General features: G+C 59.6%; 17 protein-coding genes. 9 read left to right on the forward strand and 8 right to left on the reverse strand.

Translation table 11 applies throughout. The features are described from left to right. Positions 1 to 52: 52 nt before the first annotated feature. The 4 genes from BMY73_RS08665 to BMY73_RS08680 form a co-directional block, all read right to left on the reverse strand. Entirely contained in the window at positions 53 to 973 is a 921-nt protein-coding gene (locus BMY73_RS08665) for an alpha/beta fold hydrolase (RefSeq protein ID WP_092406449.1), read from the reverse strand. A 53-nt stretch (positions 974 to 1,026) separates the two neighbouring features. Next, a complete protein-coding gene (locus BMY73_RS08670) occupies positions 1,027 to 1,776 on the reverse strand; it encodes a class II aldolase/adducin family protein (protein WP_175500157.1) in 750 nt (249 codons plus the stop codon). 189 nt (positions 1,777 to 1,965) lie between these two features. Then, on the reverse strand, positions 1,966 to 2,652 hold the full coding sequence (locus BMY73_RS08675) for an LrgB family protein (RefSeq protein ID WP_062386783.1): 687 nt from the start codon (positions 2,650 to 2,652) through the stop codon (positions 1,966 to 1,968). Next, positions 2,649 to 3,038 (reverse strand): CidA/LrgA family protein, encoded by a 390-nt coding sequence (locus tag BMY73_RS08680; RefSeq protein WP_092406453.1) that lies wholly within the window; start codon positions 3,036 to 3,038, stop codon positions 2,649 to 2,651. The genes BMY73_RS08675 and BMY73_RS08680 overlap by 4 nt, the downstream gene beginning before the upstream one ends. A gap of 141 nt (positions 3,039 to 3,179) precedes the next feature. On the opposite strand from BMY73_RS08680, the gene BMY73_RS08685 reads away from it, so the two are divergent. After that, positions 3,180 to 4,052, forward strand: coding sequence for a LysR family transcriptional regulator (locus BMY73_RS08685; RefSeq protein ID WP_092406455.1), 873 nt, complete (start codon positions 3,180 to 3,182; stop codon positions 4,050 to 4,052). A gap of 18 nt (positions 4,053 to 4,070) precedes the next feature. On the opposite strand, the gene BMY73_RS08690 is transcribed toward BMY73_RS08685, so the two are convergent. Next, on the reverse strand, positions 4,071 to 4,526 hold the full coding sequence (locus tag BMY73_RS08690; RefSeq protein ID WP_062386792.1) for a flavodoxin: 456 nt from the start codon (positions 4,524 to 4,526) through the stop codon (positions 4,071 to 4,073). A gap of 97 nt (positions 4,527 to 4,623) precedes the next feature. On the opposite strand from BMY73_RS08690, the gene BMY73_RS08695 reads away from it, so the two are divergent. Both BMY73_RS08695 and BMY73_RS08700 read left to right on the forward strand, forming a co-directional pair. Next, entirely contained in the window at positions 4,624 to 5,070 is a 447-nt protein-coding gene (locus BMY73_RS08695) for a PAS domain-containing protein (protein ID WP_062386795.1), read from the forward strand. Between the two features lie 81 nt (positions 5,071 to 5,151). Next, the gene (locus tag BMY73_RS08700; protein ID WP_092406457.1) at positions 5,152 to 5,757 is read left to right on the forward strand and encodes a hypothetical protein; all 606 of its coding nucleotides are present in this window, start codon (positions 5,152 to 5,154) and stop codon (positions 5,755 to 5,757) included. A 20-nt stretch (positions 5,758 to 5,777) separates the two neighbouring features. Here the strand turns inward: BMY73_RS08700 and BMY73_RS08705 are convergent, their stop codons facing one another. Then, complete coding sequence (locus BMY73_RS08705; RefSeq protein WP_092406459.1) at positions 5,778 to 6,725, reverse strand: MerR family transcriptional regulator; 948 nt, start codon at positions 6,723 to 6,725, stop codon at positions 5,778 to 5,780. Positions 6,726 to 6,943: 218 nt separating this feature from the next. On the opposite strand from BMY73_RS08705, the gene BMY73_RS08710 reads away from it, so the two are divergent. The 6 genes from BMY73_RS08710 (at position 6,944) to BMY73_RS08735 (ending at position 10,619) form a co-directional block, all read left to right on the forward strand. Then, positions 6,944 to 7,513 (forward strand): antibiotic biosynthesis monooxygenase, encoded by a 570-nt coding sequence (locus tag BMY73_RS08710; protein WP_092406461.1) that lies wholly within the window; start codon positions 6,944 to 6,946, stop codon positions 7,511 to 7,513. Between the two features lie 573 nt (positions 7,514 to 8,086). Then, complete coding sequence (folM, locus tag BMY73_RS08715) at positions 8,087 to 8,797, forward strand: dihydromonapterin reductase (RefSeq protein WP_062386807.1); 711 nt, start codon at positions 8,087 to 8,089, stop codon at positions 8,795 to 8,797. A gap of 20 nt (positions 8,798 to 8,817) precedes the next feature. Next, complete coding sequence (gene folE, locus BMY73_RS08720) at positions 8,818 to 9,378, forward strand: GTP cyclohydrolase I FolE (RefSeq protein WP_062386810.1); 561 nt, start codon at positions 8,818 to 8,820, stop codon at positions 9,376 to 9,378. A 4-nt stretch (positions 9,379 to 9,382) separates the two neighbouring features. Further along, positions 9,383 to 9,754: a dihydroneopterin triphosphate 2'-epimerase gene (gene folX, locus BMY73_RS08725; protein WP_092406463.1), complete on the forward strand. Its 372-nt coding sequence runs from the start codon at positions 9,383 to 9,385 to the stop codon at positions 9,752 to 9,754. A gap of 234 nt (positions 9,755 to 9,988) precedes the next feature. Further along, entirely contained in the window at positions 9,989 to 10,285 is a 297-nt protein-coding gene (locus BMY73_RS08730; protein WP_092406465.1) for a DUF1244 domain-containing protein, read from the forward strand. Next, on the forward strand, positions 10,278 to 10,619 hold the full coding sequence (locus tag BMY73_RS08735) for a HopJ type III effector protein (RefSeq protein WP_092406467.1): 342 nt from the start codon (positions 10,278 to 10,280) through the stop codon (positions 10,617 to 10,619). Before BMY73_RS08730 ends, BMY73_RS08735 begins: the two co-directional genes overlap by 8 nt. Before the next feature lie 215 nt (positions 10,620 to 10,834). On the opposite strand, the gene trxB is transcribed toward BMY73_RS08735, so the two are convergent. Beyond that, the gene (trxB, locus tag BMY73_RS08740) at positions 10,835 to 11,797 is read right to left on the reverse strand and encodes a thioredoxin-disulfide reductase (protein ID WP_062386822.1); all 963 of its coding nucleotides are present in this window, start codon (positions 11,795 to 11,797) and stop codon (positions 10,835 to 10,837) included. Positions 11,798 to 11,958: 161 nt separating this feature from the next. Continuing rightward, on the reverse strand, positions 11,959 to 12,558 hold the full coding sequence (locus BMY73_RS08745) for a peroxiredoxin (RefSeq protein ID WP_092406469.1): 600 nt from the start codon (positions 12,556 to 12,558) through the stop codon (positions 11,959 to 11,961). Positions 12,559 to 12,622 lie beyond the last annotated feature (64 nt).

Below are 12,622 nucleotides of genomic sequence, written 5' to 3' on the forward strand. Positions count from 1 at the left end.
AAAAGCGCGCGAAACAGTCATCGAGTGTCAACCAGTCATACGCGGGTCACAATCAATACGAGGCGCTCTGAATGGTGCTCGATAACACAAAGGGATGATCGGGGAGCTTGGCGTCATGAAGAAGAAAGGGGGCCGATTCGGCAGGCTGAAAGTCCGCGACAGCGGCCCGAAACGCTTCGTAAAGGCGCAGCACCAGCGCCGGCGTTTCGGTGTGCGGGTAACGGCCGATGTCCGGGATAAGGACGGTGTCCGGGTTGGGCACCAATTGGCGATACCGCTCGACCATGTGCTCGCCGGACACGGGATCGAATGCGCCGTTAATGAACCTGAGCGGCACCCGCCCCTGTTGCATCGCCCGGACCCAACGGTCGCGATGAACGACGCGCTCGGGAATGTAACTAACCAGTCGATTCAGGATGTGATGGCCACGGTTGGCGCAGATCAGACTCCAGAAGTCATCAAGCTCGCTCTCGCTGGGACGGGTGCTCGCCCCAAAAACACGACTGAAATCCCGATCCAGGCTGCCACGGTCGAAGGTCCGGCCGATGAGCCAGCCTACCGGGCTGAGCAATAATTTCTGGACCAGCAGCGCTCGGTGCGTTTCCGGGAACAGACCACCATTGAGAAACACACAACTGCCCATTTCAAACCGCCCTTCGTTGTGCCGGGCGAGCAGTTCTTGCGCCACGCTGTCGCCGTAGTCGTGTGCCAGCACATGAACCGGCGATTGAACATCCAGATGTTCAAGCAGCGCTTGCTGCAAGTCGGCCTGTTCTACAAGGCTGTAGTGATGGTCACGAGGCTTGGCCGAGTCGCCAAACCCCAGCATGTCGCAGGCAATCACCCGATACTGTCGCGATAATGGCTGCCACAGATAATGCCAATCCCAACTGGCCGTCGGAAACCCGTGGATCAGCAGCAATGGATCACCTTGACCGGCGACCCAGTAACGTATCGTGTGCCCGCGAAACATGAAATCGTGCCCGCGAGTGCGCCACACCCGGAGGGGGATTTCCGCGAGCCTCCTCACTGCGCGTATCCCGGTGAAAACTGGTCGAGTTTGCGCAACAGGGCTGGCCAGGCCAGCGCTCCGCCCATGCCTTCGGCACTGCGCGTCACACCCGCGATCATCGCTCTGGCGCCCGCCAGAATCTGTCCGTCGATGGGGATCAATTCAGCGCCGCCGCTTGGGGCAAGCACCTGAATTTCGCAGGCACGCTGGAAGATAAACATCATCAGGAAGGTGTCGGCGATGCTGGAACCACAGGTCAGCAAGCCGTGGTTATTGAGCATGAGGAAGTTGCTGTTCCCAAGGTCCGCCTGAAGACGCGCTTTCTCTTCATGATTCAGCGCCACGCCCTCATAAGCGTGATAAGCGAGGCTCGCCAGCACAAACAGTGACTGTTGACTGATCGGCAAAACACCCTGCTTTTGCGCCGAAACCGCGACTCCCGCAGCCGTATGGGTGTGCATGACGCACGCGACGTCGTGGCGAACCTCATGAACCGCACTGTGGATGGTGTAGCCGGCGGGGTTGATTTCGTACGGGCTGTCCATGAGCTTCTTGCCCGACGGATCGACCTTGACCAGGCTCGACGCGGTGATCTCATGGAACATCAAACCGTACGGGTTGATCAGGAAGTCTTCAGTGTCGGGAATCCTGGCCGAAATGTGCGTGAAAATCAGGTCATCCCAACCGTGCAGGGCCACCAGCCGATAACAGGCGGCAAGGTCAACCCGTGCCTGCCATTCAATAGCACTGACCTGGTCCTTCACGGTGTTATCGAGCTGACTGACGGTATCGGCGACGGCCTGTGCGACGTTCACGATTGGCGATCCTCGGCGGTTATCCTGCTCCAATGGATCAGCAGTCTAGACAGCCGTTGCAATCGCGGTACTTGCCTTCGCAGCCACCTTAATGACCCGGCGAGTCAGCCGCGCCAGGGTGGCTCTGGCGCGGGACGCTCAGAGCACCCAGACCAAAAGCGGCGCCGCACACAGATTCAACAATCCGGTCAGCACCATGACCAGTCCGGCCACCGACCCTTCCTCACTGCCCACCTCACGCGCCCGACTGACGCCCGCGCCGTGCGCCCCTACGCCAAACAGAGCGCCGCGGGCGAGCGCGGTGCGCAATGGCAGCCATTTGAGCAACACTCCGCCCAGAGCTGCACCGAACACGCCGGTACACATCACGAACACAGCGGTCAGTTCGGGCACACCACCCAGGTCATGGGCCAAGGGCATGGCAAACGGGGTGGTGATGGAGCGCGGCACCAGCGACATCGCCACCGAGGTGTCCAGCGCAAACAACCTGGACAGACCGAAGGAACTGGCGATTGAGGCCGCGCTACCTGCCAGCATGCCGATCAGCAGCGCAGGCCAATGACGCGCCAGCAACGCGCGCTGCTGCCAGATGGGGATGGCAAACGCCACGGTGACCGGCCCCAGAACCAACATCAGCCAGTGGGTATTAGTGGAATACTCGGCATAGCCCGTGTGCATCGGCAAGGCAATCGCCAGCAGCACGGTCGGCACCAAAATCAAAGGCGATAGCAGATACCGGCCTGTGCGGCGGTACAGCCAGCGACTGGAAACGTAGGCGCCAACAGTGGCCAACAGCCAGAAAATCGGCATCGGCTCGAACCTCATGCGCGCTTCTCCTCTGACCGATCGCGGACACGACAGACCAGTTCGACGGTGAGCGCCGTGACCACCATTACCATCAGCGTGCTGAAACCGATCACCAGCATGATCCGCCAGCCCTCGGTACGCACGAGCGTCCCGTAATCCAGCAGGCTCATGAGCGGCGGAATGAAGAACAGCAGCATCTCGGCGAGCAGCAAGCCCGCGCCGGTTTGCAACGTGGACGGTTTCACCAGGCCGCTGGCGAACGTCAGCAGCAGAAGGGCAAGGCCGATTACACCGCCGGGGATGGGCCAGTGCAGCCATGACGCAATCTCGCAGCCGACCTGATAAATAGCTAACAAGGCAACGAGTTCACCGGTGATTCGGGCGAGACGAGCTAAACGTTTCATGATGTTGAAGTCCTCTGAGGACCGCAGTTTATCGATTCATCAGTCATCCCAAAAACGAATTGTCCGACTTATAGCTATTCCATATGAGAATTATACGACGCATACTCTCGACGATGATCCTCAGGACGGGCGCTCAACCCAATGGAATTCAAACAGCTGCGCAGTTTCGTCGAAGTGGTGCGCGAGGGCGGCTTCACTCAAGCGGCACGGACGTTGTTCATCAGTCAGTCGGCAGTGAGTAAACAGGTGGCTCAACTGGAGCAAGACCTGGGCGTCACGCTGCTTGACCGGCACGGTTCACAGGTCACCCTCACGGCCGCAGGCAAGGTCGTGCTTCAACGGGCAGAGGAGATGCTGATGCTGCGAAACGGCTTGCTGCGTGAGCTCGACGACCTGAGCAACCTGGCGCGGGGCGAATTGCGTCTGGGATTACCCATGCTGGGCAGCGATACCTTGTTCGCCAAGGCGTTTGCCGAATACCGCCGGCGTTATCCAAACGTCACCATTCATCTGCTGGAAGGGGGCAGCCGCGCCATCGAACAGGCCGTGATGACGGGCGAGCTGGAATTGGGCGCGAGCCTGACACCGGATGATCCGGCGTTCGCATCCCAGCCGTTCTGCGACGAACCGCTGGATGCGCTGCTCCCGGCCGATCATCCGCTGGCGCATCTAAAGGAAGTCGAATTGAGTCAGCTGGCTGACACGCCGTTTCTGCTGTATCAGCGCAGCTTTGTGCTCAATGACCGGTTGTTGCAGGCCTGCCAGCAGGTGGGATTTACCCCGAAAGAAGGTGGACGCAGTGGTCAGGCCGACTTTCTTGCCGCACTGGTTGCGGCAGGTCAAGGCGTTGTGCTGCTGCCTCAGGTGGTCGCCAGGGCGCTGGTCAGACCCGGCGTCGTACACCTCACCTTGAAGGCGCCGACCCGTCTTCGCTGGGACATCGCGTTCATCTGGCGTGAAGGCGCTTACCTGTCCAGGGCTGCCCAAGCCTGGCTGACGCTGGTGAGAACGTAGGCCACGCCACCAGAGGCGTCAGGCGCCGAGCTTGCTGACGAAGTCAGCCAGCCAGGGTTCGGCGTCGCTCTCAGGGTTTACGGTTTCGCTGGCGTCCAGCCGCAACATGTCCTGCACTTCGCGCAGACCCAGCTCCATGAACAGCTCACGCATCTGCTCGCCACCACCACAGAACGTGTCGCCATAACTGGCGTCCCCCAGGGCAATCACGCCGCCTGGCAAGCCGCGCCATGCGGCGGGCAAGACGTCACGGATCTGGGCGTAAAGCGGCAGAAGGTTGTCCGGCAACTCACCCATGCCGGTCGTAGAGGTTACAGCCAGAAAAGCCTCGGGGGCGAAGGCTTGCAGGTCAGCCAGACTCACGCGCGGATCGAAGAGGACCTCGTGGCCGGCATCCTTGATGATCTGCTGGGCATGGCGGGCAACTTCTTCGGCCGAGCCATATACCGAGCCCGAAACAATGGCGACTTTCATTCTCTGATCCTGTGACTGAGTAAAATCGTGCAGCATTATGCCCCAGAAGGGCGCAATGTCTTAGAATGCCGGCTTTTCGAGCTAAGGAGAGCAACTCATGATCAGCGCGAAATTGATGCAGTTGGTGGTCGATGCGTCGAACGACGGCATCGTGATTGCCGAGCATGAGGGTGACGACAACATCATCATTTATGCCAACAAGGCCTTTGAGAAGCTGACCGGATTCAGCGCGGAAGACATCCTTTACCAGGACTGTCGCATCCTGCAGGGCGAGGACCGGGATCAACTGGCGCGCCGGGCGATCCGCGAAGCGCTGAACAAAGGCCAGCCCTGCCGTCAGGTTCTACGCAACTATCGCAAGGACGGGACGTCTTTCTGGAATGAGCTGTCGATCACGCCGGTCTTCAATGACGCCGAAAAGCTCATGTATTTCATCGGCATCCAGAAGGACGTGACGGAGCAAGTACTGACTCAACAAAAAGTAGTCGAATTGCAGGCCGAACTGGCGCAAGCTCGCTCAGAACTGGCTGCGTTAAAGCGGTAACATCCGTAACTGACGAACGGCAGCAACCAACCCCCGAATTAATTGTCTGCTTTTTCAATAACCGGTTAATCGAGCTTGACCATGCGGCGCGACACTATCCTGACGCAGGATGAACTGGACTTCATCCAGAACATGCAGCACAACCCCAAGCTGAACCTGCGCGACAAATCCCGCAGCCTGGTGGTTAACGGAGGCGTACAGATCCAGGATCTGCTGACGCGACTGGCTGCGCATGAGCAAGTTACGCTTCAAGCTCAGTTCGACAATCAGCAGATGACGTTCCCGCTGCACTTGGTCGAGGATGAATTTCATGCTCTGCATCTGGAACTGGGCGCCCCGAGCATTTTCGAAGAAGGCCCGCGTATTCGCCCGTGGCGTCTGTCCCTGCCCGAACCCGTCGCCCTCGAAACGGAGAAAGGTTCACTGACTGCACTGTGGGTTCACGAGATATCGTTCAAGGGCATCCTGCTGGAAATCCGTAAGCAAACCAAACCGCCCAAATACTTCTCAGCCTGGTTTACACCCGCAGGCCTTGCGCCCATCGCATTGCGTGGAACGTTCGAACGACTGACCGAGCAGGGCCTTGCCGCTTATCGCCTGAGTCAGAACAGCAAGGAAGACACCGAGCGCCTGCGCCAATACATCCTTCAGGAACACCGCAAGATTCATCCCTCGATGCATCTGTAGTGCATTGATACGGCGTCAACCTAGGTATCCATCCGCCCCGCCAGAAACCGCTGCAATCGACGCTGCATCAACAGCCCGTCGCTGCCCAGACAACCAATCGCCGTTCCTGCCAGGCTCTCCTGAATCGCATCGGAGATGTCTCCCGCGACCAGCACGGGACACTCAAGTCCAAGCCCGAGCCGTACCAACCGCTTGGGCACATCGATCGCCGGCACTTGAGTTGAAAACAGGATCAGGGCGTCGGGTTTCATTTTCCCGCAGACCAGACTCAGTTCTTCCAGCGGCTGCCCCGGCGCCAGCACACTGACCGCTATCTGCGGCGTAGCCATCAATACGCCAGCCACCCACAGTTCGAGCTCCCGACACCCCTCGGGCATGGCGGCCAGCAGTACGCGTTGTTGCGCCGTGCTTCGCGTCAGCTGTACACGCTGGAGGGTTCGCGCGCGCAGGAAGCTGTCGAGGAACAACCACTCACTGGTCTGGCCGAACGCGTCGTGTCGCACGGTGAACTCACGCCAGACGGGCATGACCACGTCTTCGAATACCACCGGCAGCGGATAGGTCGAAAAAATCTGTCCATAGAGCTGATCGAGGCGGCACTCGTCAAAATCGTTGACGGCCTGACGCAACTGCAGCTGCCACGCCTGCTGTTCGGCGCTGTCGATGACACTGTGCAGCCCGCGCATGCTGCCGTCGAGATCGCGGGTGCCAGCCAGAATTTTTCCGACCTTACCCACGGCCACGCCACGCTCGATCCAGCCCATGATGGTGCGCACTGTCTCGACATCAGCCAGCGAGTAGAGCCGGTGACCGCTTTCCGTGCGCGTTGGCACGATCAGGCCGTAACGACGCTCCCACGCCCGCAGCGTGACCGGATTGACGCCGGTCAGCCGTGAGACTTCTCGGATAGGCAGCAACGCCTGCGGATGGCCTTCGACGACCGAGGGATCGGGGAGCACGTGAGTCATCGGGAACGCCTGTCACCAAATCGAATGAAGTGCTGATTGTACAACTGCCGCTGGGCGTTTGAGGGAGCCGCGTGGCTAAACACTGCTGGCTTTATACAGGGATTCAGGAATAATCCTTGCTTGCTTTTTTCTACGAAGCTGACGCAACGCCATCACCCCGGCGTTACGCCATGTGATTTCCCTACCCGGGAATCTCACTCGTTTATCGGAGATACACAATGTCTACCTCACCCGTCACGCTGATGGTTGCCCGTCGCGTCGCCCACGGCCGCTATCAGGAACTGATTGCCTGGCTGCATGAAGGCGAACAACTCGCCACCGATTTTCCCGGCTACCTGGGTTCAGGTGTGCTCGCACCGCCTCCGGGAGACGACGAATTCCAGATCATTTTTCGCTTCGCCGATGAAGCCACCATGCACGCCTGGGAGCATTCCGCGTCCAGACGCTCCTGGTTGGTGCGTGGCAGCGGCCTGTTCGCGAAAAATTCCGTACATCGCGTGCGTGGCATGGACGGCTGGTTCGGCACCGTCGGCCAGCGCCCTCCTCGCTGGAAACAGGCCGTGGCCATCTGGCTTGCGTTCTTTCCCGTGTCGCTGATCTTCAACTATGTGCTGGGCCCGCTGCTTGCGCAGTTCGAGTTGCTGCCGCGCATCATGATCAGCACCTTGATCCTCACGCCATTAATGGTGTTCTGGTTCATCCCGCTTTCCACGCATGTGTTGTCCGGCTGGCTGAACCGCAGCACTCAGATACCCGTTGCGCCCGCCGAGTCGGCGTCTACACGCTGACCCCAGCTCGTCCCGGCACTCAGCCTCAAAACGGGGGGAGCCGGCTTACTGACGAAAGCGGTGGGAATGCAACATCGATGGTGACCGACCCACCGCATTCGCGGCCCTCGTAACCTCGGACGGCTCCTACAGAGTCCCGGGTTGAGCCACGAATCTGTGTCCAGACCGGAGACCTGTGGGAGCCGGCTTGCTGGCGAAAGCAGTGGATCAGCACCATCAACGGCGACTGATACACCGCATTCGCTGCCCTCGTAACCTCGGACGGCTCCTACAGGATCCGCGTCGTGCCGAATATCTGGACACGACCCTCATACTGTGGGAGTGAGCTTGCTGGCGAAAGCAGTGGGTCAGCACCATCACCCGTGACCGACCCACCGCATTCGCAACAAGTTGGCTTCCACTCGGACGTTACCCGCCTCAAACCCGCAGTTGTACAGCACTGACCATTGGGTTAACTTTGCGCCTGACGGTCGATCCCTGATGGCGCAATGAAACCAATTACCGCCAGCGCCTCAAGCATCGGTACGCCCACGACCTTCCGGCTTTTTCTCCCTGATAAACGCGTGAGCAGCCATGGCCTCCTCTCTTGCCCCCGTCCTGATCACTGGCGCCAGCCAGCGCATCGGTCTGCATTGTGCAGAACGGTTGCTGGGCGATGGTTATCCGGTGATCGTCAGCTACCGGACCGACCGCCCCGGCGTCCAGGCGCTCAGGGAACAAGGCGCCATCGCGATTCAGGCTGATTTTTCTTCGCAAGAAAGCGTGATGGCCTTCATCGCGCAGCTCAAGGACACCACTGACAGCCTGCGCGCGATCGTTCACAACGCTTCCGAATGGCTGGCTGAAACCCGGGGCGACGAAGGCGACGTGTTCATGCGCATGTTCAATGTGCACATGCTCGCGCCCTACCTGATCAACCTGCACTGCGCCGAACTGCTGCAGCGCTCGACCATGGCAGACATTGTCCATATCGGTGATGACGTCACCCGCAAAGGCAGCAGCAAGCACATTGCTTACTGCGCCAGCAAAGCGGGCATGGACAACCTGACCCTGTCGTTCGCCGCTCGATTCGCGCCAGACATCAAGGTCAATGGCATCGCCCCTGCCATGCTGATGTTCAAGCCAGACGACAATGCGGCGTACCGTGCGACCACCCTGGCCAAATCGGCATTGGGCATCGAACCCGGTCCTGATGTGATCTATCAGAGCCTGCGCTACCTGATGGACAACCCCTACGTCACCGGCACCACACTGACCGTAAACGGTGGACGGCACGTCAAGTAAGCCGCCCCGAGGACCCTTTGATGACCCTTTCACTGCCACAGCACTACCGTGAAATCCTTGTCGGCCTGGGCGAAGACCCGGACCGTGAAGGTTTGCTGGACACCCCCAAACGCGCAGCGAAAGCCATGCAATACCTGTGTCACGGCTATGACCAGACGTTGGAAGAAATCGTCAACGGCGCGCTTTTTGCCTCCGACAACGACGAGATGGTCATCGTCAAGGACATCGAGCTGTATTCTCTCTGCGAGCACCACCTGCTTCCCTTCATCGGCAAGGCGCACGTGGCGTACATCCCGACGGGCAAGGTCCTGGGACTGTCGAAGATCGCACGCATCGTGGACATGTTCGCGCGTCGCTTGCAAATTCAGGAAAACCTGACCCGTCAAATCGCCGATGCCATTCAGGGAGTGACCAGCGCTGCGGGCGTTGCAGTGGTGATAGAAGCGCAACACATGTGCATGATGATGCGCGGTGTGGAAAAGCAGAACTCGACGATGAACACATCGGTGATGCTCGGTGCGTTCCGCGAATCGACCACCACACGGATGGAATTCCTGCAATTGATCGGACGGAGCAAGTAGTCCCATGGCAAGACTCGAACCAGGCACCGCACGCATCCGGGTCAAGGACCTGTGCCTGCGTACCTACATCGGCATCAACGAAGACGAAATCCTCAACAAGCAGGACGTGCTGATCAACCTGACGATTCTGTATGCGGCGCAGGAAGCGGTCCGCGACAACGACATCGATCACGCGCTCAACTACCGCACCATCACCAAAACGATCATCCAGCACGTCGAAAGCAACCGCTTCGCCCTGCTCGAACGCCTGACTCAGGAAGTTCTGGATCTTGTGATGAGCCACGACGCCGTGCAGTACGCTGAAGTAGAAGTCGACAAACCGCACGCGCTGCGCTTTGCCGAATCGGTGTCCATTACTTTGGCGGCAGAACGCTAGACCGTCGCGGCCGTAGAAGCACGCTGGCTGGTAGTTACGGCCCAGACAGGCGCCAGTGACTTTGTAGGAGCGCGCTTGCCCGCGATTGCGCTACATCAGGCGCCACATCGGTGTCTGAAAGAACATTCGGGGGCAAGCGCGCTCCTGCAGTGTCCGTGGACGTCGGACAGCCATTGCCCACCCCGCCCTGCGCTCTTATCATCCGCCCCATCTTTCATTCGTACAGAGCCCATCATGACCGAGCAACAACGCCTCGAACTCGAAGCCGCCGCCTTTCGTCGTCTGGTCGCGCACCTGGACAGCCGTAAGGATGTGCAGAACATCGACCTGATGAACCTGTCCGGCTTCTGCCGCAACTGCCTGTCCAAATGGTACAAGGCCGCCGCCGACGAGAAGCAGATCGACATGACCCTTGATGACGCACGCGAAGTGGTTTACGGCATGCCTTACAGCGAGTGGAAATCCCTTTATCAGAAAGAGGCCAGCGCCGACCAGCAGGCCGCGTTTGCCAAGGAAAAGAAGCATGACTGACCTGAACGCCCTGCGCGGCAGCCTGAACAGTGGCGAGCACGTCTTTGCCGACACCCTGGCGTTCATCGCTGCGCATTATGACTACCAGCCGCAAGCATTCAGCAACGGCCCGGTTGAGAACGCTGCCGGTCAGAACGAAGGCTCGTGCAAGACACTGGGTCTGGCGTTACTGGAAGGCTTGAGCGATGAAGAAGCCCTGCTGGCCTTCGGCGAGCACTACCGCTCAGTCGTCGCCACGCCGGACGGCAGCGATCACGGGAACATCCGCGCGCTGATTGCCCACGGCCTGGCTGGGGTCAAGTTCAGCGCACAGCCGCTGACGCGCAAGGACTGACACCCCCTCGCCCTCGTAGGAGCGTGGCTTGTCCCGCGATCGGCGACGCAGTCGTCGTGAATTCGGTGTGCGCGGTGTGCCAGATGCAACGATGGGGCTGACTTTACGACTGCTGCGCAGCCGATCGCGGGACAAGCCACGCTCCTACAATGAGTGCAATCATCAGACACAAAAAACCGGCCCAATGAGCCGGTTTTTTGTTTTGAAGCGCTCGATCAGAACGACGCGTTCGCCAGACCGTCCAGATAACGCTCGACGTCCAGTGCCGCCATGCAGCCGGCACCGGCCGAGGTGATAGCCTGACGATAAACGTGGTCAGCCACGTCGCCCGCTGCAAACACACCTTCAACGCTGGTAGCCGTCGCATTACCTTCGCGACCGCCCTGCACCACCATGTAGCCGTCTTTCAGCGCCAGCTGACCGTCGAACAGCGACGTGTTCGGCGTGTGGCCGATGGCGATGAACACGCCGTCGACTTTAAGCTCCGACATGCTGCCGTCGTTGTTCTTCAGACGCGCACCGGTCACGCCCATGTTGTCGCCCAGCACTTCGTCCAGCGTCGAGTTCAACTTGAGCTCGATCTTGCCTTCGGCAACACGTGCGTGGAGCTTGTCGATCAGGATCTTCTCGGCACGGAACGTCTCGCGACGGTGAATCAGCGTCACCTTGCTCGCGATGTTGGCCAGGTACAGGGCCTCCTCAACAGCCGTGTTACCGCCACCGACCACAGCCACTGGCTTGTTGCGGTAGAAGAAACCGTCGCACGTCGCACAGGCCGAGACGCCTTTGCCCATGAACGCCTCTTCGGACGGCAGACCCAGGTAGCGAGCACTGGCCCCAGTGGCGATGATCAGTGCGTCGCAGGTGTAAGTGCCGCTGTCGCCCTTGAGGGTAAAAGGCTTGCCCGCCAGATCCACGGAGTTGATGTGGTCGAAGACGATTTCGGTTTCAAAACGCTCGGCGTGCTCGCGCATACGCTCCATCAAAACCGGGCCGGTCAGACCGTGGGGATCACCCGGCCAGTTGTCGACTTCGGTGGTGGTGGTCAACTGACCACCGGCCTGCAAGCCGGTGATCAGCAGAGGCTTGAGGTTGGCGCGTGCCGCATAGACCGCGGCGCTATAACCGGCAGGGCCGGAGCCGAGAATAATCACTCGCGAATGACGTACATCAGACATGACACACTCCTATCGACCGGCCATCGTGACGTGTGGTCGGAGTTACTGAATCTGGACCGGCGCACCGGCTGAATTAAAAAGGACCCGCGAGCACGCTAGGGGAAGGTTGACTCGCCAATCCTGTACATCTGGAAGCTGCGACCGAAGTCGCAGCGACGGTATTACAAGCTCTTGGCGTTCTCAGCCAGGTAATCGGCAACACCCGAGGCGTCAGCCTTCATGCCTTTCTGGCCTGGACGCCAGCCAGCCGGGCAGACTTCGCCGTGCTGCTCGGTGAACTGCAGTGCTTCAACCAGACGGACCATGTCATCCACGTCGCGGCCCAGTGGCAGGTTGTTCACCACTTGATGCTGAACCACACCCGCCTGGTCGATCAGGAACGAACCGCGCAGCGCAACGCCGTCCTCGTGTTCAATACCGTAAGCGCGAGTGATCTCGTGCTTGATGTCGGCGACCATGGTGAACTGGACCGGACCGATGCCGCCCTTCTCAACCGGGGTGTTGCGCCATGCAGCGTGGGTGAAGTGCGAGTCGACGGAAACGCCTACCACTTCAACGCCCAGGTCGCGGAATTTAGCAATGCGGTTGTCGTGCGCGATGATTTCCGACGGGCACACGAACGTGAAGTCCAGTGGCCAGAAGAACAGCACAACGTATTTGCCACGCAGAGAGGACAGCTGGAAGTTATCGACGATCGAACCGTCACCCAGCACTGCCGCTGCGGTAAAGTCAGGGGCTTGTTTGTTTACCAGAACGCTCATTGAGACTCCTTCGAGGTTCAAAGTGAATGGGAATAGGTCTAAAAGTTGCCCGCAAGCTTATCGG

The sequence above is a fragment of the Pseudomonas sp. NFACC02 genome, assembly GCF_900110765.1.
In the GTDB taxonomy this organism is placed as follows: domain Bacteria; phylum Pseudomonadota; class Gammaproteobacteria; order Pseudomonadales; family Pseudomonadaceae; genus Aquipseudomonas.

What these genes read in the sequence shown, in the direction of transcription:
- folM (WP_062386807.1), top strand. Translation starts at nt 8,087, where the DNA reads ATGGCCTCCTCTCTTGCCCCCGTCCTGATCACTGGCGCCAGCCAGCGC.
- BMY73_RS08735 (WP_092406467.1), top strand. Translation starts at nt 10,278, where the DNA reads ATGACTGACCTGAACGCCCTGCGCGGCAGCCTGAACAGTGGCGAGCAC.
- BMY73_RS08690 (WP_062386792.1), bottom strand. Translation starts at nt 4,526, where the DNA reads ATGAAAGTCGCCATTGTTTCGGGCTCGGTATATGGCTCGGCCGAAGAA.
- BMY73_RS08665 (WP_092406449.1), bottom strand. Translation starts at nt 973, where the DNA reads ATGTTTCGCGGGCACACGATACGTTACTGGGTCGCCGGTCAAGGTGAT.
- BMY73_RS08745 (WP_092406469.1), bottom strand. Translation starts at nt 12,558, where the DNA reads ATGAGCGTTCTGGTAAACAAACAAGCCCCTGACTTTACCGCAGCGGCA.
- trxB (WP_062386822.1), bottom strand. Translation starts at nt 11,797, where the DNA reads ATGTCTGATGTACGTCATTCGCGAGTGATTATTCTCGGCTCCGGCCCT.
- BMY73_RS08700 (WP_092406457.1), top strand. Translation starts at nt 5,152, where the DNA reads ATGCGGCGCGACACTATCCTGACGCAGGATGAACTGGACTTCATCCAG.
- folX (WP_092406463.1), top strand. Translation starts at nt 9,383, where the DNA reads ATGGCAAGACTCGAACCAGGCACCGCACGCATCCGGGTCAAGGACCTG.
- folE (WP_062386810.1), top strand. Translation starts at nt 8,818, where the DNA reads ATGACCCTTTCACTGCCACAGCACTACCGTGAAATCCTTGTCGGCCTG.
- BMY73_RS08685 (WP_092406455.1), top strand. Translation starts at nt 3,180, where the DNA reads ATGGAATTCAAACAGCTGCGCAGTTTCGTCGAAGTGGTGCGCGAGGGC.
- BMY73_RS08730 (WP_092406465.1), top strand. Translation starts at nt 9,989, where the DNA reads ATGACCGAGCAACAACGCCTCGAACTCGAAGCCGCCGCCTTTCGTCGT.
- BMY73_RS08705 (WP_092406459.1), bottom strand. Translation starts at nt 6,725, where the DNA reads ATGACTCACGTGCTCCCCGATCCCTCGGTCGTCGAAGGCCATCCGCAG.
- BMY73_RS08710 (WP_092406461.1), top strand. Translation starts at nt 6,944, where the DNA reads ATGTCTACCTCACCCGTCACGCTGATGGTTGCCCGTCGCGTCGCCCAC.
- BMY73_RS08695 (WP_062386795.1), top strand. Translation starts at nt 4,624, where the DNA reads ATGATCAGCGCGAAATTGATGCAGTTGGTGGTCGATGCGTCGAACGAC.
- BMY73_RS08675 (WP_062386783.1), bottom strand. Translation starts at nt 2,652, where the DNA reads ATGAGGTTCGAGCCGATGCCGATTTTCTGGCTGTTGGCCACTGTTGGC.
- BMY73_RS08680 (WP_092406453.1), bottom strand. Translation starts at nt 3,038, where the DNA reads ATGAAACGTTTAGCTCGTCTCGCCCGAATCACCGGTGAACTCGTTGCC.